Consider the following 26,281-nt stretch of genomic DNA (forward strand, 5'->3'; position numbering starts at 1 on the left):
CGAGGCCCGGCGCTCTCTGCCCTGACCGCGCCGCGGCCTCCGGTCGGCCGCTCCGGACACGGGGCCCGCACACCCCGTCGGGTCCGGACCGGTCGATATCAGCTCCGGGCTGCGGTGCCGGCGGGGTCGAGGGTCCCTGTCAGGCGCCGCGGCCCGTGGCGCACCCGGTCCCGGTCACCGGCGAACCGTTTCGGCGGCCCGGGCTTCCGGCCAGACCCGGAGGGCCAACTCCGCCACCGCTTCGAGCTCTTCACGGCTCACGCCGTCGCGCGCCTGCTGGGACATCCCCTGGATGGCGACGGCCGCGAACCGGGCGAGGGCGCGCGGATCGGCATCGTCGGGCAGCTCCCCGGCCGCCTTGTCGGCCTCGATGGCCCGCTCCATGGCCCGGACGTTCGCCTCGCGCTGTTCGCGCAGGGACGCCACCACGTCCGCCGACGCCTCGGTGGTGTTGGTGGCGGCCGAGATCACGAGGCAGCCGTGCGGCCGGCCGGGGGCGGTGTACTCGACGGCCGCCTCGCGCAGCATCCGCTCGATCCCCCGGCGCGCGGTCGGCTCCTCGGCGAGGGCGCGTCCGACGAAGGCTCCGTAGGTGTGGCCGTACTCCTCGACGGCCGCGGTGAACAGGGCTTTCTTGTCCCCGAACGCCGCGTAGAGACTGGGGGCCCCGATCCCCATGGTCCGGGTGAGGTCCGCGATGGACGTGGCCTCGTAGCCGTGCTCCCAGAAGGCCATGATCGCCTGCTCCAGGGCCGTGGCCCGGTCGAAGGAGCGGGGGCGTCCCCGCTGTTTGGTCGCCATGCCGCAATTCTATAGCGCTCGCTCAAAAATCTCTGGTACTGTCTTTCTGTAACGATCCCTAGAGAAAGAAGGGGGGCGGCTCCCATGGGCGCGCTCACGGGCAGGACGGCACTGGTGACGGGCGGCAGCCGGGGCATCGGCAAGGCGATCTCGGAGCGGCTGGCGCGGGACGGCGCCCGGGTGGCGGTGCACTACGGCAGCGACGAGCGGGCCGCGGCGGAGACGGTCGCGGCGATCGAGTCCGCGGGCGGTTCGGCCTTCGCCGTCCAGGCGCGGCTGGGCGTGCCGGGCGACGCCGAAGCGCTGTGGACGGCCTACGACGCCCAGGCGGACGGGGTGGACATCCTGGTCAACAACGCCGGGATCAGCGGGGCACGCAAGCCGATCGGGGAGACCACACCGGAGGAGTTCGACGAGGTCTTCGGCCTCAACACCAAGGCGCCGTTCTTCATCACCAAGCTGGGGCTTGAGCGGATGCCGGACGGCGGGCGCGTCGTCAACATCTCGACCGGCCTCTCCCGCCGGGCGGCCATGACCGAGCTCATCTCCTACGCGATGTCCAAGGGCGCCCTGGACGTCTTCACCATGACCCTGGCCAAGGAGGTGGGCGCGCGCGGCATCACCGTCAACGCGGTGGCCCCGGGCGTCGTCGACACGGACATGAACGCGAGCTGGCTGAGGGGCGCGGAGAACGCGGCGACCTGGAAGGCGATGTCCGAGATCTCGGCGTTGCGGCGGGTGGGAACCCCGGAGGACATAGCGGACGTGGTGGGCTTCCTGGCCTCCCCCGAGGGCCGCTGGGTGACGGGGCAGTGGATCGACGCGACGGGCGGCACACTGCTGTAGCGCGGGCGGCCTTCCCGCCGGGTCCACCTCTGTTAGATTGGTCTATACCACCCCAATCCCAAGATCGGCAGGCCCCAGCGTGGAAGTTGTCATCGTCCCGGACGCCAAGGCAGGCGGCGCTCTCATCGCGAAGGCCATCGCCGCCCTGCTGAGCCGCAAGCCCGACGCTCTGCTCGGCGTTGCCACCGGCTCGACGCCGCTGCCCATCTACGACGCCCTGGCGGACATGGTCCGTACCGGTTCCCTGGACGCCTCGCGCGCCCGGATCTGCCAGCTGGACGAGTACGTCGGCCTTCCCGCCGACCACCCCGAGTCGTACCGCTCCACGGTGCTGCGCCAGGTCGTCGAGCCGCTCGGGCTGACCGAGTCCTCCTTCATGGGCCCCGACGGCACCGCCGAGGACGTCCAGGGGGCGTGCGACGCGTACGACCGCGCGCTGTCCGAGGCCGGCGGAGTGGACCTCCAGTTGCTCGGCATCGGTACCGACGGGCACATCGGCTTCAACGAGCCGTGCTCGTCCCTCGCCTCCCGCACCCGGATCAAGACGCTGACGGAGCAGACCCGGCAGGACAACGCCCGGTTCTTCGACAGCATCGACGAGGTCCCCCACCACGTCATCACCCAGGGCATCGGCACCATCCTGGAGGCCCGTCACCTGGTGCTGCTGGCCACCGGCGCGGGCAAGGCCGAGGCGGTGGCCCAGACCGTCGAGGGCCCGGTGTCCGCGGTGGTCCCGGCCTCGGCGCTCCAGCTGCACCGGCACGCGACCGTGGTCGTGGACGAGGCGGCGGCGTCCCGGCTCCGGCTGGCCGACTACTTCCGCGCGACGTACGCGGCGAAGCCGACCTGGCAGGGGCTGTAGGGCGCGCCCAGGCCGCACTTACCGGGCGCCGGGGCACGGGAGGCGGTGAGCGGGGATCGGGGCCGAGGCCGGGGGCCGGGGGCCGAGCACTTCGGCCGCCCGACTCCAGCCCGTCCGGCGCTTGAGGACAACCGCGTGCAGCGTGGTTGCGAGGGGGCCGGGGGCCTGCCCCCGGGAAACGGTGAATGGGGTGCCTCCTCTGGGGGAGGGGCCGGGGCAAGCCCCCAATGGCGTCAGCCGAGGGAGCCCGGCTCCCCCGCGATCACCTCCGCGGCAGCGATCCCGCAGACCCGCGCCGCACCATGGGTGGCGACGTGAAGTGCCCCCAGCGGACGGGCCTGCGGCAGGCCCATCTCGACCACCACCGTGTCGGGCCGGGCCGCCACCAGCCCGTCGAGTACGGCCGCCATCCACGGATGGCGGTGCGCGTCCCGCACCACCGCGACCACCCGGCGCCCGTCCGCGGCCCGCAACACCCGCTCCGCGTCCGCCTCGTCCGGTCCGTACCTACCGGTCGTCGTCCCGGGCAGCAGCCGGCCGAGTTCGACGGCGACCCCCCAGGGCGTCTCGTCGCTGACGGCGATGTTCATCACCGGGGTGAACGAGGCGACGTGCACGGGCCCGTCGAGCGGGGTGTGGTCCGCGGAAGCGGTCACACGGAGGGCCCTGCGGGCGGCCAGGAGTCCGACCTCCGGGGCGGGGGCGGCCTCCGGGGCGGCCTCGGGGGTGGCTTCGGAGGCGGCCTCGGGGGCGGGCGCGGGGGCGGGCGCGCTCCCCTCCCGTGCGCCCGCCGCCGCCTTCGAGGCCCACTGGGCGAGCGCGCGCACGCGGGCCGCGGCGTCGGAGAGCCGTTCCTCGGGCAACTCCCCTTCGCGGACGGCCCGGACGAGAGCGTCGCGCAGGCGCAGCACGGTGTCCTCGTCGGACAGTCCGCCGCCCACGCAGATGGCGTCGGCGCCGGCGGCCAGGGCCATGACGCTGCCGCGTTCGATGCCCCAGGCGGCGGAGATGGCCCGCATCTCCATGCCGTCGGTGACGATCAGGCCGTCGAAGCCGAGGCCGCCGCGGTCGGCGGGGGCCCGGAGCAGGCCGTGCAGGACGGCCGGGCTGAGCGTGGCCGGCAGCCGCGGGTCGAGCGCGGGCAGCAGGATGTGGGCGCTCATCACGGCCTTGGTGCCGGCCGCCACGGCCGCGCGGAAGGGCAGCAGTTCGCGGGCGTGCAGGGTGCGCAGGTCCACGTCGACCCGGGGCATGTCGTGGTGCGAGTCGACGGTGGTGTCGCCGTGCCCGGGGAAGTGCTTGGCGCAGGCGGCCACTCCCGCCGCCTGGAGGCCGTCGACGTAGGCGGCGGTGTGCCGGGCTACGAGTTCCGGGTCGGCGCCGAAGGACCGTACGCCGATCACCGGGTTGCCGGGGTCGGAGTTGACGTCGGCGGAGGGCGCCCAGTTGAGGTTGATGCCGCAGGCGGCGAGGCGGCGGCCCAGTTCCCGGGCGACGGCGCGGGTCAGGCCGGTGTCGTCGACCGCGCCGAGCGCGAGGTTGCCGGGGAACGAGGAGCCTGTACGGACGTCGAGGCGGGTGACGTCGCCGCCCTCCTCGTCGATCGCCACCAGCACGTCGTCCCGCTCGGCCCGCAGCCGTGCGGTGAGGGTGGCGACCTGTTCGGGCGTGACGATGTTGCGGCCGAACAGCCCTACGGCGGCAAGCCCTTCGCCGAGCCGCCGCAGCAGCCAGTCGGGCGGTGTCGTCCCGGTGAAGCCGGGCTGGAGAACGGTGAGCGCGTCATGGGTCAGCGTGTCCATGGTGCAGTGCTAGCCCTTCACCGCGCCGGAGGTGAGTCCTCCGACGGCCTTGCGCTGGAGGAAGACGAACAGGATGAGGATGGGGACGGCGAAGAGGGAGGAGGCGGCCATCGTCGCGCCCCAGTCGTCGCCGAAGGTGCTGCGGAATCCGGTGAGCCAGAGCGGCAGCGTCTGCGCGGAGGGGTCCTTGCTCAGGATGAGCACATAGGGGAACTCGTTCCAGACGGTGATGAAGCCGAAGAGCGAGGTGGCCATCAGACCGGGCGCCAGCAGCGGGAAGATCACCCTGCGGAACGCCTGGGCCCGGGTGCAGCCGTCCACCATCGCCGACTCCTCCAGCTCCTTGGGCACCGCGGCGACGTAGCCGCGGAGCGTCAGGACGGTGAAGGGCAGCACGCACAGGGTGTAGACGGCGATGAGCGGCGGCAGGCTGTTCAGCATGTCGGCGTCACGCACGATCATGTAGTACGCGATGACCATGACCTCCCAGGGCGCCATCTGGGCCATCATCATCACCAGGATGAAGCTCCGGCGGCCCCGGAAGCGCATCCGCGCGATGGCGAAGGACGCCAGCAGCGCGATCACCAGCGACAGGAGGACGGCGACCACGGTCGTGATGAAGGAGTTGGCGACGAAGGTCCAGAAGCCCTCGGCGTCCACGGCCTTCTCGAAGTGCTCGAACGTGGGGCTGGTGGGGAACCAGACCGGGGTGTCGCTGACGATGTCCTTGTTGTCCTTGAAGGCCGTCGTGAACATCCAGTAGACGGGGAAGACAAGACCGAGGAACAGGACGACCGCCGTCGCCCCCGGCCAGATCCGGCCGAACAGGGAGCGCTTCACAGCTCGTCCTCCTCTTGCTTGAGCACCAGGCGCAGGTAGTAGGCGGTCAGCCCGATCAGGATGAGGATGGTGAGGATGGAGATCGCGGCGCCCATCCCGAAGTGCTGGTTGTTCATGCCCTCGACGAAGGCGTAGACCGGCAGGGTCTCGGTGAGACGGTCCGGGCCGCCCTCGTTGATCACGAAGACCTGGGTGAACGCCTTGAAGATCCAGATGACTTCGAGGAACGTCGTGGCGAAGAAGAACGGCTTGAGGAAGGGGAAGGTCACCGACGTGAACCGCTTCCACACGCCCGCGCCGTCCAGCGAGGCGGCCTCGTAGAGCTCCTTGGGGATCGTGGTCGTCGCCGCGTAGAGGTTGATCGCGACGAAGGGCACGGACTGCCAGACGATCAGCACGGTGATCACGAAGAAGGTGGAGAACTGCCCGCTGGTCCAGTTGTAGTCGGCCATCGAGTGCCAGCCCAGCTGGTCCAGCACGTGGTTGACGACGCCGAAGCGCTGGGCGAAGAGCCACTGGAAGACCGTGGTGGCGGCCACCGTGGGCATGGCCCAGGCCAGTACCAGGCCGAAGGAGAGCAGCAGCCGCATCGTGGCGCCGAGCCGGGCGAGCAGCAGCCCGATCAGACAGCCGATGGCCATGATCAGGACGACGTTGACCCCGGTGAAGACGACCGACCGCAGGGTGACCCGCCAGAACTCCTCGTTCCCCAGGGTCTCGCTGTAGTTGTCGAAGCCGGTCCACTCGGTGACGCGCCGGATGAGCTGCCGCCGGTTGAGGTTCTGGAACGACAGCAGGCCGTTCTGGACCATGATCCAGCCGAGCAGCAGCACCGTGAAGACGGCCGCGGGGAGGATCAGCAGGTACGGGACCGCCCGGTCCCTCCGCCGGGCCGTCCCGGGGGCCGGCGGAGCGCCGCCCTTGCCGGCCCGGGGGGCGGACCGGGTCGCCGCCTCTTCGGTCTGCGCTGACATCGTCGTCCGCCTTCTCCCCTGTGAAACGGTGGTACGTGGTGCCGGGCGGGCGGAGCGTGCGCCGGAGTTCCGGCCCGCGCCCCGCCCGCCCGCGCGGTCACTGCTTCTGGCTGAGGCGCTTGTTCATCTCGCCCTCGACCTGCTTGGCCGCGTCCTCGGGCGACTTGCCGTTGAGCACGGCGGTCATATACGCCTTGATCGGGTTCGGGGCGTTCTCCACCGCCGCCCACTCGGGGATCAGCGGGGTGGTGCCGCCGCCCTTGGCCGCCGGGGCCGCGGCCTCGCCGGCCGCGTTGCCCTTCACCTGCGGAAGCAGCGATTCCTTGTTCGGGATCGAGCCGACCTCCTTGGCGAGGGCGCCCTCGTGCTTGTCGGACAGCGCGATCTTCAGGAATTCCTCGGCGAGTTCCTTGTTCTTGCTGCGCTCGGCGATGGCGAGGTTGGAGCCGCCGAGGAAGACGCCCTCGGGCTTGTCGGCGGTCTCGCCCGGGATGGTGAAGAACCCGAGGTCCTTCTTGATCTCCGGGTTCGCCTTGACGGCGGTGTCGGCCTCCCAGCCCATGCCGATGAACGCGCCGGTCCTGCCCTTGGCGAAGACGTCGGCCTGCTGCGGGGTGGCCTCGTCCTTGTCCTTCGGCGCCTTGCTGAACGCCTGGTACTGCTTGTAGACCTCCATGGCCTTGGCGACCTTGGGGTCACCGAGGTTGGAGACCCACTTGTTCCCGTCCTTCTTCACCAGGTCGGCACCGGCGCCGATGGTCAGACCGTCGAAGAAGTACCAGTTCTGGCCGGGCAGATAGAGCGGCTCGGCGTCGCCCTTCTTCTGAATGGCCTCAAGGTCCTTGAAGAATTCGGCGCGGGTCCTGGGGACGTCCTTGATCCCGGCGTCGGCCCAGACCTTCTTGTTGTAGATGACCACCCGGTTGGCGGCCCACCACGGCGCCGCGTACTGGGTGTCCTCGAAGACCGACGGCTTGTTGAGGGACTCCGTCCAGTCCTTGCCGATCTCCTTCTTCAGGTCCTCAAGGTCGGCTAGACCGCCGGTCGCGGCGTAGGAGGGCGTCTGGGTGTTGCCGATCTCGAAGACGTCCGGCGGCGTGGACTCGGAGAGGGCGGTGGTCAGCTTCTGCTGGATGCCGTCCCACTTCTGGATCTGGATGTCCAGCTTGGCGCCGGTCTTCTGTTCGAACTCGGACTTGACGGCCTGCGTCCAGCCGGACGGGTTCGAGCCGTCCATGAACCAGACGGTGAGGGTCTTGCCCTTGGAGTCCCCGGATCCGGAACCGGAATCCTTGTCGCCGCTGTCGGAGCCACAAGCAGCCACACTCACCAACAAGGCCGCGACACCCGTCGCCGCTATGAGCCCACGCTTCACAGCACTCTCCTCAGGACCGAAAAGTGGTCTTTAATGGTTTAGACCAGTGCCCGCAGCTTGGCCTAGACCTTTTGGGGTGTCAAGGGTGTATAAGAGTCGCTGTCAGGTCCGTTACCGGACCGACACCTGAGGGCCGACCAGGGCATCTCCGGTCCCCTCGGGCTCTGCCCGTGCCACCATGTGACCGCGATAGACGGAGGAGCCGGTGACGGCAGCAGGATCGGAGTCGGGAAGGCACGCCATGGCGACCGAGGGCGGGACAGCGGAGAACGGCAGCACCGCCGGCGGTGCGCGGACGGCGCGCGTCCCCAAGTACTACCGGCTCAAACGTCATCTCCTGGAGATGACCGAAACCTTGCCCCCCGGCACCCCGGTGCCTCCCGAACGCACCCTCGCCGCGGAGTTCGACACCTCGCGCACGACGGTACGCCAGGCACTCCAGGAGCTGGTGGTCGAGGGACGCCTGGAACGCATCCAGGGCAAGGGCACCTTCGTGGCCAAGCCCAAGGTCTCCCAGGCGCTCCAACTGACCTCCTACACCGAGGACATGCGGGCCCAGGGTCTCGAACCCACCTCGCAGCTCCTGGACATCGGCTATGTGACCGCCGACGACCGGCTCGCCGGACTGCTGGACATCTCCCCCGGCGGCCGCGTGCTGCGCATCGAACGGCTGCGGCTGGCCAGCGGTGAGCCGATGGCGATCGAGACCACCCATCTGTCCGCGAAGCGCTTCCCGGCCCTGCGCCGGAACCTCGTCAAGTACACCTCGCTCTACACGGCGCTCGCCGAGGTCTACGGCATTCACCTGGCCGAGGCCGAGGAGACCATCGAGACATCGCTCGCCACACCGCGCGAGGCCGGTCTGCTGAGTACCGATGTGGGACTTCCGATGCTGATGCTCTCCCGCCATTCCCTGGACGCGGAGGGCAGGCCGGTGGAGTGGGTGCGTTCGGTCTACCGCGGGGACCGCTACAAGTTCGTCGCCCGATTGCGGCGTCCGGCGGAATAGCGGACGGTTCCCGCGGAATCGCCCGTCGGCATCCGGCGGTGAGGACGACGGTGCCGGGCCACGCGGAACGATCGGCTCCTGGTCTATGCCTATTGACGGTGATGACGGCGGCTCATAGTGTCACCGGCGCCGGACCTCTGGCCTTGCGAGAGGACGATCATGGACAACACCGCAGGCGTGCGGAGTCATGAAGGGACCGCTCCGCGCGGCGGCCCCGACCATCCCGCGGCAGGCCTCGGCCCGGCGCATTCCCCGCGGAAAGTCCTCGCCCACGGCGACCTGTTACGCAGGTTCGTCGCGCGCCGGGAAATCCGTCCGGTGCATTTACGCCTCGATCTCCTGGGCACTCCCTCCATTCCGCGGAGCGAAAGCCACGCACGGAGCGAAAGCCACGCGGGAAGCGCAAGCCACGCGGGAAGCGCAAGCCACGCGGCAAGCGCAAGTCACGCGCGGAGCGAAAGCCACACGCGCCGGAGCGACACCCACGGGAATTCCCCCGTCCGTCCGGTCCCGCCGGACGACGCCAGGACCGCGCTCTCCACCGGGAACGCCGTCTCCCTGTTGCGTGGTTTCGCGGCCGACGGCGGGCGGGCCGTGACCTTCCACGGCGGCCGTGAATCCACCCTCCACCCCGGCTACCCGGCCGTCTGCGACGCCGGGCACGAGGCGGGTCTGCGCATCGGGCTGGTCACCGACGGCAGCCGGCTCGGACGGCCGGACACGGCCGAGTGCGTGGCCTCCACCCACACCTGGGTCCGGGTCGGGCTCCCGGCGGGCACCGCCACCACGTTCCGGGCCGCGGGCCGCGCCCCCGACCGGAGCCTCACGTCCTTCCTGGACGACGTCGGCCGGCTGCGGCAGTCGGCCATCGACCCGGACTTCCGCATCGGCTTCCACTATGTGATCACCGAACGGAACCGCGCCGAGATCCTGCCCGCCGCCCGCGCGGCCCGGGACGCGGGAGCGCACTACATCCGCTTCGCGCCCGGCCGGTGCGGCGGTCCGGTCCCCGCGGCCGACCTGCGCGAGGCGGCCCGGCTCGCCGACGACGCCTTCGAGGTCCACCTCCCGCGCCCCGGCCGCGCCCCGGACGGGAACGGCGCCGGGCGGGCGCGCTTCGGCCACTGCCACTACAGCCGCTTCACCGCCGCCGTCGGCGCCGACGGCCAGCTCTACCCGTGCCCCCAGGTCCGCCCGGACAGCCGCTACCGCATCGGCGACGTCCTCGCGGACGGCTACGCGGGTGTCCTGGACGGCAGCGCCCGCGCCGCCTGGGAGGCCGCGGATCCGCTGGACACCGCGCTGTGCGGTACGTGCTCCTACCGCCCGCAGAACGAACTGCTGGAGCTGCTGCTGAGCGGGCACGTCGGGCTGGACGACGCGCTGGGCGAGTACGCCGCCGAGGTGCCGTCCACGCTGCACGCGGAATTCCTCTGACGCGGCAAGGACGCGGCAAGGACGTTGCGCTGACGCCGCGGTGACGTTGCGCTGAGCCGCGGTGAGGCCGCGACCGCGGACCGTCGGCCGTCAGTCGTGGCTCATGCCGACGGCGTGGACCGTCAGCCCGCCGCGAGGAGCGCCGGCAGCTTCCGCATGTCCTCGAAGACCACCGTGCCCGGCCCCTCCAGCCAGGCGGCGGGCGTCAGCCCGCCGGCGTAGCCGAACGACCGCATCCCGGCCGCCCGGGCCGCCCGGACCCCGTACCGGCTGTCCTCGACCACGGCGCACCGGGCCGGGTCGGCGCCCATGGTCCGGGCCGCGTGCAGGAAGAGGTCGGGGGCGGGCTTGCCCATCGGTACGTCCTCGGCGCTGAAGACGCGTCCCTCGAAGCGCTCGTGGAGCCCGGTGGTCCGCAGGTTCCTGCGGATGTTGGCGTGGCCGCCGTTGGAGGCGAGGCACACCGGGACGTCCAGCTCGTCGAGCGCCTCGGCGACGCCGTCCACGGCCGTCAACTCGGCGGCGAACGCCTCCACGTAGCGGTGCTCGTACGGCTTCCACCAGTCGGTGGGCAGCGGCCGGCCGAGGCGTTCCTCCACGGCCGCCGTGACGACCTCCCCGCTGGAACCCACGAACGTCTCGATGATCTCCGCTTCGGTGAAGGGGGCGCCGAGCTCGGCCAGGATCTCCGCCTCGACGCGGACGGCGATCCGCTCGCTGTCCACCAGAACGCCGTCGCAGTCGAATATGACGAGGTCAAAGGGCGTGTGTTTCATGGTCCGCAGCCTACGCGCAGCCCTCCCGGGAACCGTCCCGAGCCGCGGCGGGCGACCGCTCCGCACAGCTCCACCCGGCCCGGCGGCACTTGACGTTGCCATACCGATATCCGGACAGGGGGTGACGACCGGAGGCTCCCTCACCTAGATTTCGTGCGCATTACGCGAATGATCGCGATGCGAGTGATCGCGTCGCGGAGATCTCGCCATGCCGCCGACCGCACGGGGACGGAGCCGTCGCATGTCCGAACCACCCGCTTCCGAACCACCTTCCGATGGCAGTCGCAGACCGGTCGTGACCGTTCCGCTGATCGTGGCGGGCGTCTGTCTCGCCCTGCCGTTCGGCGCGATGCTCTGGGTCGATTCCTACGCCCGCCTCACGCCCGAGTTCATCGGCATCCCGTTCTTCTACTGGTACCAAATGCTGTGGGTGGTCGTATCCACCGCGCTGACGACCGTCGCCTATGTGATCGTGCGCCGGCACGAGCGCGCCCGGAAGGGCGGTGAGCAGCGATGAAGGAAGGCGTCAACGGTGTCGCGCTCACCGTCTTCATCATCTTCTTCCTGGCCGTCACGGTCATGGGCTTCCTCGCCTCGAAGTGGCGGCGGGCCGAGAACGCGAACAACCTCGACGAGTGGGGTCTCGGCGGCCGTTCCTTCGGCACCTGGATAACCTGGTTCCTGCTCGGCGGGGACCTGTACACGGCGTACACGTTCGTCGCCGTCCCGGCGGCCATCTACGCCGGCGGCGCGGCCGGGTTCTTCGCCGTTCCGTACACGATCCTGTGCTATCCGCTGGTCTTCACCTTCCTGCCGCGCCTGTGGTCGGTGTCCCACAAGCACGGTTATGTCACGTCGTCGGACTTCGTGCGCGGCCGCTTCGGCTCCAAGGGCCTGTCCCTGGCGCTCGCCCTGACGGGCATCCTCGCCACGATGCCGTACATCGCACTCCAACTCGTCGGCATTCAGGCGGTGCTGGACGTGATGGGGGTCGGCGGCGGTTCGAACTGGTTTATGAAGGACCTGCCGCTCCTCATAGCCTTCGGCGTCCTCGCGGCCTACACGTACTCCTCCGGGCTACGGGCCCCGGCGCTCATCGCCTTCGTGAAGGACGCGCTGATCTACATCGTCATCGCGGTCGCCATCATCTACATCCCGATGAGGCTGGGCGGTTTCGACGACATCTTCGCCAAGGCGGGCGAGGCGTTCTCCGCGGAGAATCCGGCGACGGGCAAGCCGCGCGGTGCCCTGGTCACCGGTCCGGACGCGCAGTGGGCGTATGCGACCCTCGCCCTCGGCTCCGCGATGGCGCTCTTCCTCTACCCGCATTCCGTGACGGCGGTGCTCTCCAGCAAGAACCGCAATGTCATCCGCCGCAACACCACCATTCTCCCGCTGTATTCGCTGATGCTGGGCCTGCTGGCGATGCTCGGATTCATGGCGGTCGCGGCCGGGATCAAGGTGAAGAACGGGCAGTTGGCGATTCCCCAGCTCTTCGAGGACATGTTCCCGGACTGGTTCACCGGAGTGGCCTTCGCGGCCATCGGCATCGGCGCCCTGGTGCCGGCGGCCATCATGTCCATCGCCGCGGCGAATCTCTTCACCCGCAACATCTACAAGGATTTCCTCCGCAAGGACGCGACGCCGGAACGCGAGGCGAAGGTCTCCAAGCTGGCGTCCCTGCTGGTGAAGGTGGGCGCCCTGGTCTTCGTCCTCACCATGGACAAGACGGTCGCCATCAACTTCCAGCTGCTGGGCGGCATCTGGATCCTCCAGACCGTCCCCGCCCTGGTGGGCGGCCTGTTCACCCGCTGGTTCCACCGGTGGGCCCTGCTGGCGGGCTGGGCGGCCGGCATGATCTACGGGACCTGGCGGGCGTACGACACCCCGAGCGCCACGCAGGACCACTTCGGCAATACGAACCTCATCCCCCTCATCGGGGAGAAGGGGTACATCGGCCTGACGGCCTTCGCGCTGAACGTGCTCGTCGTGGTCATCCTGACCTTCGTGTTCAAGGCCCTCGGCACACCCGACGGCGTGGACGAGACGAAGGCGTCCGACTACACGGCGGACGCGGGCGAGCCGGGCGTCAGGACCGAGCTGCCGCCGGCGACGGCGGGGGCGCCGGGCGGGCACTGACGTCCGGCCGGAGTGCCGGGACGCCCGGCCCGCGGGCGGCTACGCCCGCCGGGCCGGTCGTCCCGGCCGCCCCTGTTTCCGCTTGGGCCTCGGCCGTCCCGGCCAGACCGCCCAGCGCAGGCCCTCGGCCTCCTCCGGCGGCAGCAGTCCCGCGCCGACGAGGGCGGCCCGGCCCGCCTCCCGGCCGGCGATCCGGTAGCCGAGCTCGGAGGAGTCCACGTCGTGAAAGGCGCCGTCCGTGAGCAGCACGGCGGCCCCCACCCCGGCAAGCCCCTCCAGCAGCCCCTCCCGCAGTGCCGGAAGGTACGCGTGGGGCAGCCGGCGCTGCGGCACGGCGTTCAGCAGCTCCAGCCCGCCCTCCGGGCCCGGGGGTTCGAAGTCCGCGACGACGCACGCGAACGGCCCGCAGCCACCGATGTTGAGCCGCACGCACACCCGCACGCCGGACACCGGCACGGGAAGGGGTACGGGCGCGCGGGAACCGGTCATGGAAGCCACCGTAGGAGTGCTGACAGGACGCCGTCCGGTCAGAACGGGAGGTTGTACCGGACGCTGTCGAGGAAACCCAGCGTCGGGACCGCGGCCACGGCCGTGAGCAGCAGGGTGCGGAGGACGAACCCGGCGGTGAGGGGACGGCTGGCACGAGTGGGGTTCTCGGGGTCGTAGACGAGCTCGGCCTGCCCGGAATCGGCCCCCGGCGAGAAGGCCCAGATGGTGACGACCGACGTGACGCCGCGCATCCGCTCCCCGTCGACCGTGGTGAAGTCCATGAGGGAGAACAGCCACAAATGCCCACCCTTGTCCCAGATGTGCACATGGCCTGTCACTCGGCCCACCACCCCGATCCCACGCCGTCGCAGCAGCCACAGTGAGCACACCCGACGCACCACCCGCACCAACGGAACCCCTCCGACCAGCCCGAGGACCCCGCCCACGATCAGCGACGGCACGGCGTCGCTCCCCCGCGGGCTCGCCAGGCCGAGCACGAACAGGGCCAGCGCGTACGGCGGGACCGCCAGGGCGATCCGCAGCGCCGCCCGGCCGCGGCGGCCCAGCGCGGGAAGGCGCCGGGCCGGTGCCCGGGTCTCCACGCGGACCAGGGCGTGGCCGTCCGGCACCGGCTCGACCGTCGCGAGGGCGGCCGTCAGACGCGCCAGGAACGCCTCGGCGGCCCGCGCGTTGGGTGCGCGCAGCACCACGGCCCGGCCGAGGCCGTGGTCGCTCCGGCCCGGCTCGCCGTGGATGCCGACCCGCACGGCGCCGTCCCGGGTCAGTTCGGCGGAGTCCAGGGCCCGTACCGGGAGCGTCCACGTGGTCCGGCCCCGGGCGACGCACAGGCGCGTCCCGTCGAAGCGTGCCGTGGTCCCGCCCCGCACCAGTACGGCCTCGGGGCCGCCTGTGATCGATCTCCCGTTCGACATAGCCGGATCGTACGAGTTCTCCGGCCGTCCGCGCTCTCCCCGGCCGACGGGGGCGGCCGGTGGCGCGCCTACGCTTTCGTGAAGCCGGACCGCCCGTCCCTTCTGCCGCCTCGCGACGGGGCGTCGCTTCCGTGAACGAACACCTCGCCGCACCCTTCCGATAGCACATTGCGCGACCACTTCATGACGCGACGACACAACATCTGGGGGTACTCGCGATCGTCGGCACTAGATGTATGCTCGTCCTCGCTGTCGCCGCAGGGGAATCCGGTGGAAATCCGGAACTGTCCCGCAACGGTGAACGTACGGGCGCATTTCCACCCGTGCCGCAGTCCGAGGACCTGCCGGCAGCACGCCAACGCCGGGCCCGCCCGGCCACGGTGTCGAACACGTCCGGGCCTCGCGGGTTGGGCCGGTGGACGCCTGCGCGCATGCCTTCGTCGTACGCATTCCGTACGCCGACGCCTGCGCGTGCGCGGCCCCGTGCGCCTCCCGCCGGCCCCAGCCGAGCGAGGGAGAGCCACACGTGACGATCGCGCCCGCGGACCCGGTTTCAGGTCCGGCCCCAGCGCCCGAGGCGAACACGGTAGCGACCGGCGGCCCCGGGACCGCGCTCCTGCGCACCCTGACGGAGCTCACCGCCGATCTGCCCGCCACCGACCCCGGCAAGGTCGCCGCCGCCGCGCTGCGCGGCCGGCACCCCGGCTCGGACGAGGCCGAGCTGCGCTCGCTGGCCACCGAGGCCGCGGCCGGGCTGATCTCCGAGGAGCCCGAGTACTCGCGGCTCGCCGCTCGGCTGCTCACGCTCGCCATCGCCGATGAGGCGGCCGGGCAGGGCGCGGTCTCCTTCTCCGCCTCGGTCGAGGTCGGGCACCGCGAGGGCCTGATCGCCGACGACACCGCCGCGTTCGTGCGCGCGCACGCCGAGCGGCTGGACGGGCTCGTCGACGCCGCCCTGATCGACGGCGCGGACGACCGCTTCGGCTACTTCGGGCTGCGCACCCTGCACAGCCGCTACCTGCTGCGCCACCCGATCACCCGCGACGTGATCGAGACGCCGCAGCACTTCCTGCTGCGCGTGGCCTGCGGCTTGGCCGAGGACCACAGCGTCCGCGCCCTGGAGGACGTCGCCGAGCTCTACCGCCTCACCAGCACGCTCTCGTACCTCCCCTCCTCCCCCACGCTCTTCAACTCCGGCACCCGGCACCCGCAGATGTCGTCCTGCTACCTGCTGGACTCGCCGCTGGACGAGCTGGACTCGATCTACGACCGGTACCACCAGGTCGCGCGGCTCTCGAAGCACGCGGGCGGCATCGGCCTGTCGTACTCCCGCATCCGCTCCCGCGGTTCGCTGATCCGCGGCACCAACGGCCACTCCAACGGCATCGTGCCGTTCCTGCGGACCCTCGACGCCTCCGTCGCCGCCGTCAACCAGGGCGGCCGGCGCAAGGGCGCGGCCTGTGTCTACCTGGAGACCTGGCACGCGGACATCGAGGAGTTCCTGGAGCTCCGGGACAACACCGGCGAAGAGGCCCGCCGCACCCACAACCTCAACATCGCGCACTGGATCCCGGACGAGTTCATGCGCCGGGTCGAGGCCGACGCCGACTGGTCGCTGTTCTCGCCGTCCGACACGCCCGACCTGGTCGACCTCTACGGCGACGAGTTCGACGCCGCGTACCGGAAGTACGAGGCCGAGGGCAAGGCCGTCAAGTCGATCCCGGCGCGGGTGCTGTACGCCCGGATGATGCGCACCCTCGCGCAGACCGGCAACGGCTGGATGACGTTCAAGGACGCCGCCAACCGCACCGCCAACCAGACCGCCGAGCCCGGCAAGGTCGTCCACTCCTCCAACCTCTGCACGGAGATCCTGGAGGTCACGGACGACGGCGAGACCGCGGTCTGCAACCTCGGCTCCGTCAACCTCGCCGCCCACCTGGGCGCCGACGGCGAGATGGACTGGGAGAAGCTGGACCGCACGGTCCGCACGGCCGTCACCTTCCTCGACCGCGTCGTGGACATCAACTTCTACCCGACCGAGCAGGCCGGGAACTCCAACTCCCGCTGGCGGCCGGTCGGTCTGGGCCTGATGGGCCTCCAGGACGTCTTCTTCCGGCTGCGGCTGCCCTTCGACTCCCCCGAGGCGAAGGCGCTGTCCACCCGGATCTCCGAGCGGATCATGCTCGCGGCGTACGAGGCGTCCGCCGACCTCGCCGAGCGGCACGGCCCGCACCCGGCCTGGTCCGCGACCCGCACCGCGCGCGGCGTGCTGCACCCGGACCACTACCCGAACACCGAGCCGACCTGGGCCGAGCGCTGGGAGGCGCTGCGCGCCCGGATCGCGTCCGTCGGCATGCGCAACTCGCTGCTGCTGGCCATCGCGCCGACCGCGACGATCGCCTCGATCGCCGGTGTCTACGAGTGCATCGAGCCGCAGGTGTCCAACCTGTTCAAGCGCGAGACCCTCAGCGGTGAGTTCCTCCAGGTCAACACCTACCTGGTGGAGGACCTGAAGAAGCTCGGCGTGTGGGACCGCACCACGCGCGACGCGATGACCGACGCCAACGGCTCGATCCAGGACCTGGCGTGGATCCCGCAGGAGGTGCGCGACCTCTACCGCACCGCCTGGGAGATCCCGCAGCGCTTCCTGATCGACATGGCCGCGGCCCGCACCCCGTACCTGGACCAGAGCCAGTCGCTCAACCTGTTCATGGCCTCGCCCACCATCGGCAAGCTCAGCTCGATGTACGCGTACGCCTGGAAGCAGGGCATCAAGACCACGTACTACCTGCGTTCGCGTCCGGCCACCCGGATCGCCCGCGCGGCCGGCTCCACGGCCGCCACCGTCCCCGTCCAGCAGGCCGCGCCCGACGAGGACGCCATCGCCTGCTCCCTTGAGAACCCCGAGTCCTGCGAGGCCTGCCAGTAATGTCGAACGAACAGAAGAACCTGCTCGACCCGGGCTTCGAGCTGACCCTGCGTCCGATGCGGTACCCGGACTTCTACGACCGCTACCGCGACGCGATCAAGAACACCTGGACCGTGGAGGAGGTCGACCTCCACTCCGACGTGGCCGACCTGGCCAAGCTCTCCCCGGGCGAGCAGCACATGATCGGCCGGCTCGTCGCGTTCTTCGCGACCGGCGACTCGATCGTGGCGAACAACCTCGTGCTGACGCTGTACAAGCACATCAACTCCCCCGAGGCGCGGCTGTACCTGTCGCGGCAGCTCTTCGAGGAGGCCGTGCACGTCCAGTTCTATCTGACGCTGCTCGACACCTACCTGCCCGACCCGGAGGACCGTGCCGCCGCCTTCGCGGCCGTGGAGAACATCCCGTCCATCCGGGAGAAGGCCCAGTTCTGCTTCAAGTGGATGGACTCGGTCGAGAAGATCGACAAGCTGGAGACAAAGGCCGACCGCCGTCGCTTCCTGCTCAACCTCATCTGCTTCGCCGCCTGCATCGAGGGCCTGTTCTTCTACGGCGCGTTCGCCTACGTGTACTGGTTCCGCTCGCGCGGTCTGCTGCACGGCCTCGCCACCGGCACCAACTGGGTGTTCCGTGACGAGACGATGCACATGAACTTCGCGTTCGAGGTCGTGGACACCGTCCGCCAGGAGGAGCCCGACCTCTTCGACGACGAGCTCCAGCAGCAGGTCACCGACATGCTGAAGGAGGCCGTCGAGGCCGAGCTGCAGTTCGGCCGCGACCTGTGCGGCGAGGGCCTGCCGGGCATGAACACCGAGTCCATGCGCGAGTACCTCCAGTGCGTCGCCGACCAGCGCCTCCAGCGGCTGGGCTTCGCTCCGGTCTATGGCTCGGAGAACCCTTTCTCCTTTATGGAGCTGCAGAACGTCCAGGAGCTGACCAACTTCTTCGAGCGCCGCGCCTCGGCCTACCAGGTCGCGGTCGAGGGCACGGTCGCCTTCGACGACGAGTTCTGATCCCGTCCCGACTCGGGGAGCCCCGCCGGACCCGGTCCGGCGGGGCTCCGCGTTTGTCGCCGTACCTCCGGTAAAGGTGGGATCTGTCAGGATCGAGCGACGCCAGGAGGGCCCATGCGGGTCATGATGATCGTCAAGGCGACCGAGGACAGCGAGGCCGGCGTGCTGCCGACCCGGGAGGAACTCGCCGAGATGGGGAAGTACAACGACGCACTCTCCAAGGCGGGCGTGCTGCTCGCCGCCGACGGCCTGCGGCCTTCCTCCCAGGGCGCGCGGGTGGTGTTCGCGGGCGGCGCGCCGAGCGTCATCGACGGGCCGTTCTCCGAGGTCGGCGAGCTGATGGCCGGCTACTGGGTGATCCAGGTGGACTCGATGGACGAGGCCTTCGACTGGGCGAAGCGGATCCCCTTCCGGGACGGGGTCGTCGAACTGCGCAGGGTCTACGAGGAGTCGGACTTCCCCGCCGGGTCCGCCGAGTAGGCGGGGACGGGGCGGGGCCCGGGCGGGGCGGGGCGGTCACGCGCGGTCAGGACGGCCAGCGGCACGATCGCGAAGGCCACGACGCCGCCCACGGCGGCCAGGACCGGGAAGCCGGCGCCCGCCACGACCGGGCCGGAGACCAGGGCGCCGGTGGCCCCGGCGACGGAGATGCCGACGTCGACCATGCCCTGGGTCGAGGCGCGGCGGGCGACCGGCACCGCGTCCGTGACGATGGCGGTGCCGCTCACCAGGGCGAAGTTCCAGCCGAGGGCGAGCAGGACGAGTGCCGCTCCCAGCAGGAAGGCGTCGTCCGCCGGGGCCAGGGCGACGAGCAGGCAGGACACGAGCAGGGTGAGGCCCGAGGCGACCGCCGTCGGCACCTGGCCGTACCGGTCCACCAGCACCCCGGTCAGCGGCGAGGGCAGGAACATCGCCCCCACGTGGACGGCGATGACCATCGCGGTCGCCTGAACGCTGTGGCCGTGCGCGTTCATGTACACGGGCGTCATGGTCATGATGGCGACCTTGACCAGCTGGTTCAGGACCAGCAGGGAGGTGCCGAGGCCGACGCGCCGCCCGGCTCCCGGGGACTCCGTACGGCCGGAGGCGGCCGGGGACGCCTCCTCCGCCGCCGCCGACGCCCGGTCCGCCAGCTCCTTGGCCAGCCGGAGCGGGTCCGGGCGGAGGCCGGCGAAGAGGACCAGCGCGGCCACGGCGTAGACGACGGAGGCGAGGAGGAACGGTCCGGTGAGCCGGGGCAGGCCCCAGTCCCGGGCGAGGTCGCCGGTGACCGTGGCCAGGGTGGGGCCGACCACCGCGCCCAGGGTCATGGAGAGCAGGACGGCGCTCACCGCGCGGCCCCGGCGCTCCGGCGGGGCCAGGTCGGCGCCCGCGTACCGGGCCATGAGGTTGGCGGCGGTGCCGGCTCCGTAGAGCAGGAGCGAGAACAGCAGCAGCGGCACCAGTTCCGCCGCGGCCGAGACCACCACGCCGACGCTGCCGAGGGCGGCCATCGCGTGGCCCACGGCCAGTCCCGGTCTGCGGCCCCAGCGCTCGCACATCCGGCCGACGGCCACCGCCCCGAAGGCGGAGCCGCCGGTGAACAGGGCGCTGGGCAGCCCGGCCAGTCCGGTGGAGCCGAGGACCTCCTCGGCCAGCAGGGCCCCCACGGTGATTCCGGCGGCGATCCCCGCGCCGCCGATGACCTGGGAGACCGCCAGCACGATGAGGGTGCGTTTCTGCACCGCCTCGACGCGCGTCATGGTCATGGGCTAGGCCGCCTGCGGGGCCTCTAGCGCGGAGATCTCGTCCAGGGACATGTCCATCCGCTCATGGAGGAAGCGGACGACCGTCCAGTGCGGGAGGACGCCCTCGTCGAACGGGCCGAACTCCCGGCAGTAGAGCGGGATCCAGCGCAGCGCCTCCTCGGCGGCCCGCTCGCGGCCGGGCTCCTGCTGATAGTCCTCGTAGGCGATGCTGCGGTGGTGGATGAAGAAGCGTCCCGGCAGGCGCTCCTCGCACAGCTCCCGGTACTCGCGGGTCTGCAGGATGAGGTAGTGCCAGATCTCGTCGATGTCCTGCTCCACCGGGAGGAAGAGCCCGCTGAGCCGCTCGCGGTGGCGGGAGACGAGGTAGAGGTAGCGCAGGGCCTCCAGCACCTGTCGCTCGGCGTACGCGCGCTCGACGCCCGTGCGGTCCGCGGCGTACCGGACCACCTCGTCGTGGAGCCGCTCGCCGAGCAGGGCTGTGAGGTCGTCCGGGGAGACGGCCGGCCGTGTGGTCATGGTCGTCCTGTCGTCTGGTCGGTGGCCCGGCCGGGGACGAGCCAGGCGTACTTGCCGGATCTGCCGATGGCTATGTGCTCGCGGTGTTCGGCCGTGCAGCGCAGCCCGGTGAGCCGGGAGACGGCGTCCTCCAGGGCGGCGGTCTCGGCCGGGGTGAACGTTTCCGCGTCGAGGGTCGTGCAGAGCAGCCGCGCGGTGCCGGGTTCCGTCGTCCGCAGCTGGTGGAGGAAGACCCGGGGCGAGGCGGCGGCGACGGCGTCGTCGAGGTCGCCCTGGGCGACGGGGCCGTTCGGGGAGGCGAGCAGTTCCTTCTCCCGGCCGCAGAAACTGCGGATCGCGGTGGGGTCCGGGGTGCCGTCGAGGGTGCGGACGCAGTCGCCCGAGCGGTAACGGACCAGCGGCATATGGGGATTGCGGACGCTGGTGACGATCAGGGAGAACAGCTCGCTCCCCGGGGTGACGGGCAGGAGCTCGACGCTCATGCCGTCCAGGTACGGGCGGTACCGTCCGTGCCGGTCGGAGTAGTAGAGGTAGCCGAGTTCGGTGCTGCCGAAGAGGTCGACGACCGGGCAGTCGAAGTGCTCGCGCAGATACCGGCGGACGTTGTGCGGGGTGTACTCGTACGCGTGGATGACGCTGTCGGGCCGGGGTAAGTCGGCCCATAGGCCCCATTGTTCGGCCTTGCGCACCAGATGGGCCAGGTGGTAGCCGGAGCAGTCGAGGTGGTAGCGGCCCCGCGGGTGGGCGCGGCGGGCGGTGTCGATCTCCGCGATCATCCGCTCGACGTCCTCGCGGGTCCAGTGCGCCGGGTCCAGGCGGAGGTTGAGGTAGAGGGTGCGTTCGTCGAGCCGCCGGTCCTCCAGGGACGGGAGGGCGATGGGGTCGGTGCCGTGCTTGCGGGCGTTCACCCGGGCCACGTGCTCGGTGGCCAGCACCGTGGTCAGCGAGAGGCGGGGACAGCCCTCGTGCCAGGTGCGGGCGATGTCGGGGTGCTCACTCCAGAGCCGGTAATAGGACTTCAGCAGGAAATAGGGCGGCCGGATGATCTGCATGCGGGCGTGATTGGTCCCGGTGGACAGGACGTACTCCGCGTCACCGGTCTTCAGCGCCTGAGCCAAGGCAGGCGTCATCCAGTTGTCCGGGAATCCCCGGGCGATATCAGGCTTTTCCAGTACGGGGAAATAACCGCGCTCGACAGCGGCACGATACAAGGGAATATGCCTGACCTGCTCAACGACGTCGGCCGTTGGCTGACCGTCCATGAACACCTTCCGGTGGGCCTGGAATGGATGCGCGGAAACAGGAAACGGAAGCTCCCGAAGAAAAGGAGCTTCCGCTTCCCGGATTTCAGGATATACAGCCCGACTTGGGCGCCGCGCTGATGCAGCCACTCTTCGGGGCGGCGCAGATGCAGCCGTCCTTGGCCTCGGCGGACGCCGAGTTGGCGGCGACCCAGCCGCTCCAGTACTTGTCCTGGGCCATCTTCTTGATCAGCTGTTCCATAACGGGCCTCCGGCATTCACGGGGTGACGGCTACGGGCGCCGCGCACCGTTTGACAGCGGTGCACGGGACGGTAAAGCGCTACCCAAAGGATTGTCAACGGTTCGTCATAAGCCGTTGGCTGGAATCCGTCAGGCTCCGGCCACGGTGGACGCCGCGTGCCGCAGCCGGACGGGCTCCGTGCCGGCGTCGTTGTGCCGGTCGGCCCAGTTCTCCAGAGCAGTGCGGCAGGCATGGTCCACGTGCCGTGCCCCGGAGAGGTCGAGCTCGATCGGACGGTCCTTGGGCAGCGCCTCCAGCGACTCCAGGAGGCGCGGCAGGCGCAGGAACGTGGCGTTGCCGGTGAGGCACACCCGTACCCTGTCGCCGGCGTCGTGCACCTCCACGTGGGCCTTCGAGGTCTCCCAGGCCGACTTCACGACCGCGAGGAGGATGCCCAGCAGCACGCCCTCGAACATGCCGGCCGAGATGATGCCCACCGCGGTGACCGCCAGGACGGCCAACTCGCCGCGGTGCTCGCGCCACAGCCCGGGGATCTCCTTGACCGGGATGAGCTTGCAGCCCGCGTGCACCAGGACTCCCGCCAGCGCGGCCATCGGAAGGACGCCGATGGCCGCCGGCAGCGCCGCCACGAACACCAGCAGCCACACGCCGTGCAGGACGCGGGAGAGCTTCGTCCGCGCGCCCGCGTGGATGTTGGCGGAGCTGCGGACGATGACCGCGGTCATGGGCAGCGAACCCAGCACGCCGCACAGGATGTTGCCCACGCCCTGCGCCAGCAGCTCCTTGTCGTAGTGGGTCGGGGGGCCGGAGTGCAGCCGGTCCACCGCCGCGGCGCTGAAGAGCGTCTCGGCCGAGGCGATCAGCGTGAAGGTCACGATGGCGAGGAGCAGCGCGCCGCTGCCGATCGACGAGAAGTCGCCCGTGCCGGGCACCTGGATGGCGTCACCCAGGCCCTTCACCTGGACGGTGGCCACGTCCAGCCCCGTCATCACGGTGACGAGGGTGGCCAGGCCGACCGCCGCCAGGGGGGCGGGGAGCAGCTGGGCCACCGCGGGCAGCTTCTTCCACAGGACCAGCACCGCGATGGTCCCCAGCCCGACCGCGAAGGCGGCCAGGGCGTCGCGGTCCGACAGGACGTCCCCGATGAACCCCGGGATGCCGGCGATCTTCTCCAGCCCGGTGCGCGGCGCCTTGAGCCCGGCCATGGTGTACATCTGGCCGAAGATCAGGACGAGTCCGATCCCGGCCAGCATGCCCTGCACGACCGAGACCGAGATGGCTCGGAACCAACGGCCGAACCGCAGGAATCCCAGGGCGAGCTGGAGCAGGCCGGTGGCCAGCACGATGACGCCGAGCATGCCGAGGCCGAACTCCCGCACGGCCTCGAACACCAGCACCGTCAGACCCGCCGCCGGACCGCTGACCTGGAAGGTACTGCCCGGCATGCAGCCGACGACGATGCCGCCGACTATGCCGGTGATCAGGCCGAGCTCGGCCGGTACGCCACTGGCCACGGCCACGCCGACACATAACGGCAGGGCCACGAGGAAGACGACGAGAGAGGCGAGGACGTCCTGACGCAGGACGTCCGGTTGTTTCAGGGCGGAGAACATGGGTGAGGCTCCCTTGTCTGTCGCTTCCGGGCGGTTCACAGGGGTGGGAACGGCAGGACACCGCTCCAGGGCCGATGCGCGCCGACGGTGCGCGATTCGAAGAGTTCACCGGGGTGCGCTCCGGTGATGAGCGCCGGCACCGCGCGGGACCCCGCGCACGAGAGGAAAAGGACTTCCGGGGACTTTCCTGACTCCGGAGCCCGGAAGCGCTCGGCACGCTCGGGATCCGCAACGGGTGCGGTCACGAGGGACCGGGCGTTGTCGACGAGTGATCTCATGTTGGCCTGCCTCGTGGGGCACCACGGCCTGCGGCCTGATGCGACGCGGGTCGGGTCATCGTTCGAGCTTGTCGAGCTTGGAAAGCGACATATCGGCACCCGGCAGCGCCGCGCGGGACACCGGCGGTCCGCAGCATTCTGCGCAGCCACTGGAGACCGTTACTTTACCCGGGGGTTACCGATTCGTAAAGCCACGAATAACCCAACAATGGGCCGGTGAACGTAACTTGATCGCGTTTAGTACAGCATTGCACTATTTGATTCCATGGAAGAAATCATTCCAGGGATTAAGGGATTCCCCCTCGGACATTCCCCGACATTCCCCGGAAATGAGAGCGGCCGGCCCGCACACCATGTGAGGTGCGGGCCGGCCGGTCCGGTCCTGCTGAAGGACCGTCAGTCGTTGGCGACCACGGCGTAGCGCGGCGTGCCCTCGGCCATCTGCCGCAGCGCGTCCTTGCGGTCGCGCTTGGAGAGGCGGTCGATGTACAGGTAGCCGTACAGGTGGTCCGTCTCGTGCTGGAGGCAGCGGGCGAAGTAGCCGGTGCCCTGGACCGCGATCGGGTTGCCCTTCATGTCCTGGCCGCGCACCACCGCGTAGTCGGGGCGGGCCAGCGAGGCGTAGGCGGTCGGCACCGACAGGCAGCCCTCGTTGGAGTCGTCCAGGATCCGGCGCTCGGCCGGGAGCTCGTCCAGGACCGGGTTGCAGACGTGGCCCACGTGCCGGACGCCCTCGTCGTCCATGCAGTCGTAGACGAACACCTTGAGGTCGACGCCGATCTGGTTGGCGGCCAGGCCGACGCCCTCCGCCGTCCGCTGGCTGGCGAACATGTCGTCGACGAGCCGCGCCAGCTCGTCGTCGAACTCCGTGACGTCCTTGCACTCCTTGTGCAGGACCGGGTTGCCGACCACGGTGATCGGACGGGACGTACCGCGCTCGCGGTGCGCGGTCTCCCGCGCCTCGCAGTCCTCGGTGTCCACGATGAATTCGTCGTTCACCGACTGATCGGTCTCTTGCTGGGCCATCGCCGCCGTATGCCTCTCTCACAACCCGAATGCACTGTCTCGCCCCGGATCCCAGGACCCAACCAGGGTAAGCGGACCGCGCCCGGCGCTCAGCAGACCTCTTCGAGATCCCGCCACTCGCGGGTGTCGGGGCTGTCCGCGACCCAGCCGTCCAGCAGCCCCCTGACCAGCCCGGCCGGGGCGGCGATGCCGCATTCGCGTTCGGGCACCCAGAGCAGGCCCGAGCCGGCCGTGCGGTGGCCGAGCGGACCGGGGTGGCCGGGCTCGCTGTGGTCGTGCGGGTCCAGGTGCTCGCCGTCGCCCTCGTCGGAGGGCATCCGGCTCTCGGAGCACGTACGGCACAGCAGCCGCACCGAGGACGACCAGTCCTCGGCGGCGAACCCGGCGTCGGCCGCGAGCCGCTCCAGGGCGTCCCGGTCGGCCTCAGTGGCGGCCTCCAGCAGGACGACCCAGGTCGGCACGGGCGAGGGGGCCCACAGCTCGATCTCGTCGAAGACGGGGTACGACGGCCCGGCGGCGGTCACCCGCTCGCCGTGCGGGACGCCGTCGTGCAGCACGACCTCGCCCCAGCGCCGGCCGGACGACGGCAGCGGGATGGACAGCACCTCCATGCGCGCCGGGTCCAGTCTGCGGCCCCAGACCACCTCGGCCTCGCCCTCGGGCGAGAGCCGCACGGCCGCGCTGCCCAGCTCCATCCCGACCGGCTCACCCGCGGGGCTGCCCTCGCCGGGCACCCGCAGCCCGTACGCCTGCCAGGCGCGGCGGGCCAGCGGCCAGTCCTGGAGCGCGGTGGCGGCGATGCCCACGTTCCACCAGTCGGGAGCGCCCGCCTCGCGGTCCAGCAGCGCCACCGCCCGCAGCCCCGCGGCGCGGGCCTGCTCCCAGTCGTGCCGGAACTTGTGCAGCAGCGCGAGGTTGAACCAGGACTCGGACAGCCACGGCTCCATGTCCGCGGCGCGCGTCAGCAGCGCACCCGCGTCCTCGTACCGGCCGTCGCCGATGAGCGTGAAGGCACGGTCGGTGGCCTGCCGCCACGAGGCGGAAGGCCGGTGCCGTACCTTGCCGAAGATCCTCACGATGTCCGCCTGCTGTTTTCTCGACGTCCCGCGTGCACCCACGCCGGATGGCCCAGGTGACCGGCGCCGTCCTCCCCGACGGCCGCCCGCCACGCCTTGCTGACGGTCCCGCCCGCGGGCCGGGCCGCCCTGCCGGGGAGCCGCGCCCCCCACGACGCATCGGCCGCGACAACGCTCATGACACCCCCCGATCCCGCTTTCCCGTCATGTCTCTTCGTCGCTTTGTTCTCCGCGTGCTCCTCTTCGCATCCAACCATGCCCCGTCGGACGCCCGCTCATTACCCGTGGGTTAGCCG

General features: G+C 70.7%; 25 protein-coding genes and 1 riboswitch. Of the genes, 9 read left to right on the plus strand and 16 right to left on the minus strand.

Annotated elements, in window-relative coordinates:
• Positions 1-174: 174 nt before the first annotated feature.
• Positions 175-801, minus strand: a complete 627-nt coding sequence (locus HN013_RS17235; RefSeq protein WP_171167092.1) for a TetR/AcrR family transcriptional regulator — start codon at positions 799-801, stop codon at positions 175-177.
• A gap of 84 nt (positions 802-885) precedes the next feature.
• On the opposite strand from HN013_RS17235, the gene HN013_RS17240 reads away from it, so the two are divergent.
• Positions 886-1,647, plus strand: a complete 762-nt coding sequence (locus tag HN013_RS17240; RefSeq protein ID WP_171167094.1) for an SDR family oxidoreductase — start codon at positions 886-888, stop codon at positions 1,645-1,647.
• Between the two features lie 79 nt (positions 1,648-1,726).
• The gene (gene nagB / locus HN013_RS17245; protein WP_171167096.1) at positions 1,727-2,509 is read left to right on the plus strand and encodes a glucosamine-6-phosphate deaminase; all 783 of its coding nucleotides are present in this window, start codon (positions 1,727-1,729) and stop codon (positions 2,507-2,509) included.
• A 233-nt stretch (positions 2,510-2,742) separates the two neighbouring features.
• On the opposite strand, the gene HN013_RS17250 is transcribed toward nagB, so the two are convergent.
• From HN013_RS17250 to HN013_RS17265, 4 genes are all read right to left on the minus strand, one after another.
• Positions 2,743-4,311, minus strand: a complete 1,569-nt coding sequence (locus HN013_RS17250; protein WP_171167098.1) for a glycoside hydrolase family 3 protein — start codon at positions 4,309-4,311, stop codon at positions 2,743-2,745.
• A gap of 9 nt (positions 4,312-4,320) precedes the next feature.
• The gene (locus HN013_RS17255; RefSeq protein ID WP_171167100.1) at positions 4,321-5,151 is read right to left on the minus strand and encodes a carbohydrate ABC transporter permease; all 831 of its coding nucleotides are present in this window, start codon (positions 5,149-5,151) and stop codon (positions 4,321-4,323) included.
• The gene (locus tag HN013_RS17260) at positions 5,148-6,125 is read right to left on the minus strand and encodes a carbohydrate ABC transporter permease (RefSeq protein ID WP_171167103.1); all 978 of its coding nucleotides are present in this window, start codon (positions 6,123-6,125) and stop codon (positions 5,148-5,150) included. The genes HN013_RS17255 and HN013_RS17260 overlap by 4 nt, the downstream gene beginning before the upstream one ends.
• A gap of 97 nt (positions 6,126-6,222) precedes the next feature.
• Entirely contained in the window at positions 6,223-7,500 is a 1,278-nt protein-coding gene (locus HN013_RS17265) for an extracellular solute-binding protein (protein WP_171167106.1), read from the minus strand.
• 241 nt (positions 7,501-7,741) lie between these two features.
• Between HN013_RS17265 and HN013_RS17270 the strand changes: the two genes are divergently transcribed.
• Positions 7,742-8,509, plus strand: coding sequence for a GntR family transcriptional regulator (locus tag HN013_RS17270; protein ID WP_171167107.1), 768 nt, complete (start codon positions 7,742-7,744; stop codon positions 8,507-8,509).
• Between the two features lie 561 nt (positions 8,510-9,070).
• Complete coding sequence (locus HN013_RS17275; protein WP_171167109.1) at positions 9,071-9,946, plus strand: SPASM domain-containing protein; 876 nt, start codon at positions 9,071-9,073, stop codon at positions 9,944-9,946.
• Positions 9,947-10,068: 122 nt separating this feature from the next.
• Here the strand turns inward: HN013_RS17275 and HN013_RS17280 are convergent, their stop codons facing one another.
• Entirely contained in the window at positions 10,069-10,722 is a 654-nt protein-coding gene (locus tag HN013_RS17280) for an HAD family phosphatase (RefSeq protein ID WP_171167111.1), read from the minus strand.
• A gap of 241 nt (positions 10,723-10,963) precedes the next feature.
• Here HN013_RS17280 and HN013_RS17285 point away from each other — a divergent pair, with 241 nt between their 5' ends.
• The gene (locus HN013_RS17285; RefSeq protein WP_171167113.1) at positions 10,964-11,239 is read left to right on the plus strand and encodes a DUF3311 domain-containing protein; all 276 of its coding nucleotides are present in this window, start codon (positions 10,964-10,966) and stop codon (positions 11,237-11,239) included.
• Complete coding sequence (mctP, locus tag HN013_RS17290; RefSeq protein WP_171167115.1) at positions 11,236-12,861, plus strand: monocarboxylate uptake permease MctP; 1,626 nt, start codon at positions 11,236-11,238, stop codon at positions 12,859-12,861. The genes HN013_RS17285 and mctP overlap by 4 nt, the downstream gene beginning before the upstream one ends.
• A gap of 39 nt (positions 12,862-12,900) precedes the next feature.
• On the opposite strand, the gene HN013_RS17295 is transcribed toward mctP, so the two are convergent.
• Positions 12,901-13,350 carry a hypothetical protein gene (locus tag HN013_RS17295; protein WP_171167117.1) on the minus strand — a complete coding sequence of 150 codons (450 nt, stop codon included), beginning with the start codon at positions 13,348-13,350 and terminating at the stop codon, positions 12,901-12,903.
• A 38-nt stretch (positions 13,351-13,388) separates the two neighbouring features.
• Positions 13,389-14,282: a DUF3592 domain-containing protein gene (locus HN013_RS17300; RefSeq protein ID WP_171167119.1), complete on the minus strand. Its 894-nt coding sequence runs from the start codon at positions 14,280-14,282 to the stop codon at positions 13,389-13,391.
• 206 nt (positions 14,283-14,488) lie between these two features.
• Positions 14,489-14,646, plus strand: a riboswitch (cobalamin riboswitch).
• Between the two features lie 162 nt (positions 14,647-14,808).
• On the opposite strand from HN013_RS17300, the gene HN013_RS17305 reads away from it, so the two are divergent.
• The 3 genes from HN013_RS17305 to HN013_RS17315 all read left to right on the plus strand — a co-directional run bounded on the left by HN013_RS17305 (position 14,809) and on the right by HN013_RS17315 (position 18,704).
• Complete coding sequence (locus HN013_RS17305; protein ID WP_171167121.1) at positions 14,809-17,211, plus strand: ribonucleoside-diphosphate reductase subunit alpha; 2,403 nt, start codon at positions 14,809-14,811, stop codon at positions 17,209-17,211.
• Positions 17,211-18,224: a ribonucleotide-diphosphate reductase subunit beta gene (locus tag HN013_RS17310; protein ID WP_171167123.1), complete on the plus strand. Its 1,014-nt coding sequence runs from the start codon at positions 17,211-17,213 to the stop codon at positions 18,222-18,224. Before HN013_RS17305 ends, HN013_RS17310 begins: the two co-directional genes overlap by 1 nt.
• Before the next feature lie 114 nt (positions 18,225-18,338).
• The gene (locus HN013_RS17315) at positions 18,339-18,704 is read left to right on the plus strand and encodes a YciI family protein (RefSeq protein ID WP_171167125.1); all 366 of its coding nucleotides are present in this window, start codon (positions 18,339-18,341) and stop codon (positions 18,702-18,704) included.
• Here the strand turns inward: HN013_RS17315 and HN013_RS17320 are convergent.
• From HN013_RS17320 to HN013_RS17355, 8 genes are all read right to left on the minus strand, one after another.
• The gene (locus HN013_RS17320) at positions 18,665-19,972 is read right to left on the minus strand and encodes an MFS transporter (RefSeq protein WP_212764452.1); all 1,308 of its coding nucleotides are present in this window, start codon (positions 19,970-19,972) and stop codon (positions 18,665-18,667) included. The genes HN013_RS17315 and HN013_RS17320 overlap by 40 nt on opposite strands.
• A 3-nt stretch (positions 19,973-19,975) precedes the next feature.
• Positions 19,976-20,488 carry a hypothetical protein gene (locus HN013_RS17325; protein WP_171167126.1) on the minus strand — a complete coding sequence of 171 codons (513 nt, stop codon included), beginning with the start codon at positions 20,486-20,488 and terminating at the stop codon, positions 19,976-19,978.
• On the minus strand, positions 20,485-21,750 hold the full coding sequence (locus HN013_RS17330; protein ID WP_171167128.1) for a hypothetical protein: 1,266 nt from the start codon (positions 21,748-21,750) through the stop codon (positions 20,485-20,487). The genes HN013_RS17325 and HN013_RS17330 overlap by 4 nt, the downstream gene beginning before the upstream one ends.
• 85 nt (positions 21,751-21,835) lie before the next feature.
• Positions 21,836-21,991, minus strand: a complete 156-nt coding sequence (locus HN013_RS17335; RefSeq protein ID WP_171167130.1) for a hypothetical protein — start codon at positions 21,989-21,991, stop codon at positions 21,836-21,838.
• Between the two features lie 129 nt (positions 21,992-22,120).
• Positions 22,121-23,605, minus strand: a complete 1,485-nt coding sequence (locus HN013_RS17340; RefSeq protein ID WP_171167133.1) for a SulP family inorganic anion transporter — start codon at positions 23,603-23,605, stop codon at positions 22,121-22,123.
• 35 nt (positions 23,606-23,640) lie between these two features.
• Complete coding sequence (locus HN013_RS17345; protein WP_171167135.1) at positions 23,641-23,883, minus strand: carbonic anhydrase; 243 nt, start codon at positions 23,881-23,883, stop codon at positions 23,641-23,643.
• A 396-nt stretch (positions 23,884-24,279) separates the two neighbouring features.
• Entirely contained in the window at positions 24,280-24,909 is a 630-nt protein-coding gene (def, locus tag HN013_RS17350; protein ID WP_171167137.1) for a peptide deformylase, read from the minus strand.
• Between the two features lie 89 nt (positions 24,910-24,998).
• Complete coding sequence (locus tag HN013_RS17355; RefSeq protein ID WP_171167139.1) at positions 24,999-25,985, minus strand: hypothetical protein; 987 nt, start codon at positions 25,983-25,985, stop codon at positions 24,999-25,001.
• Positions 25,986-26,281: the final 296 nt, after the last annotated feature.

Origin of the sequence: Streptomyces sp. I05A-00742 (assembly GCF_013055795.1) — a bacterium.
In the GTDB taxonomy this organism is placed as follows: domain Bacteria; phylum Actinomycetota; class Actinomycetes; order Streptomycetales; family Streptomycetaceae; genus Streptomyces.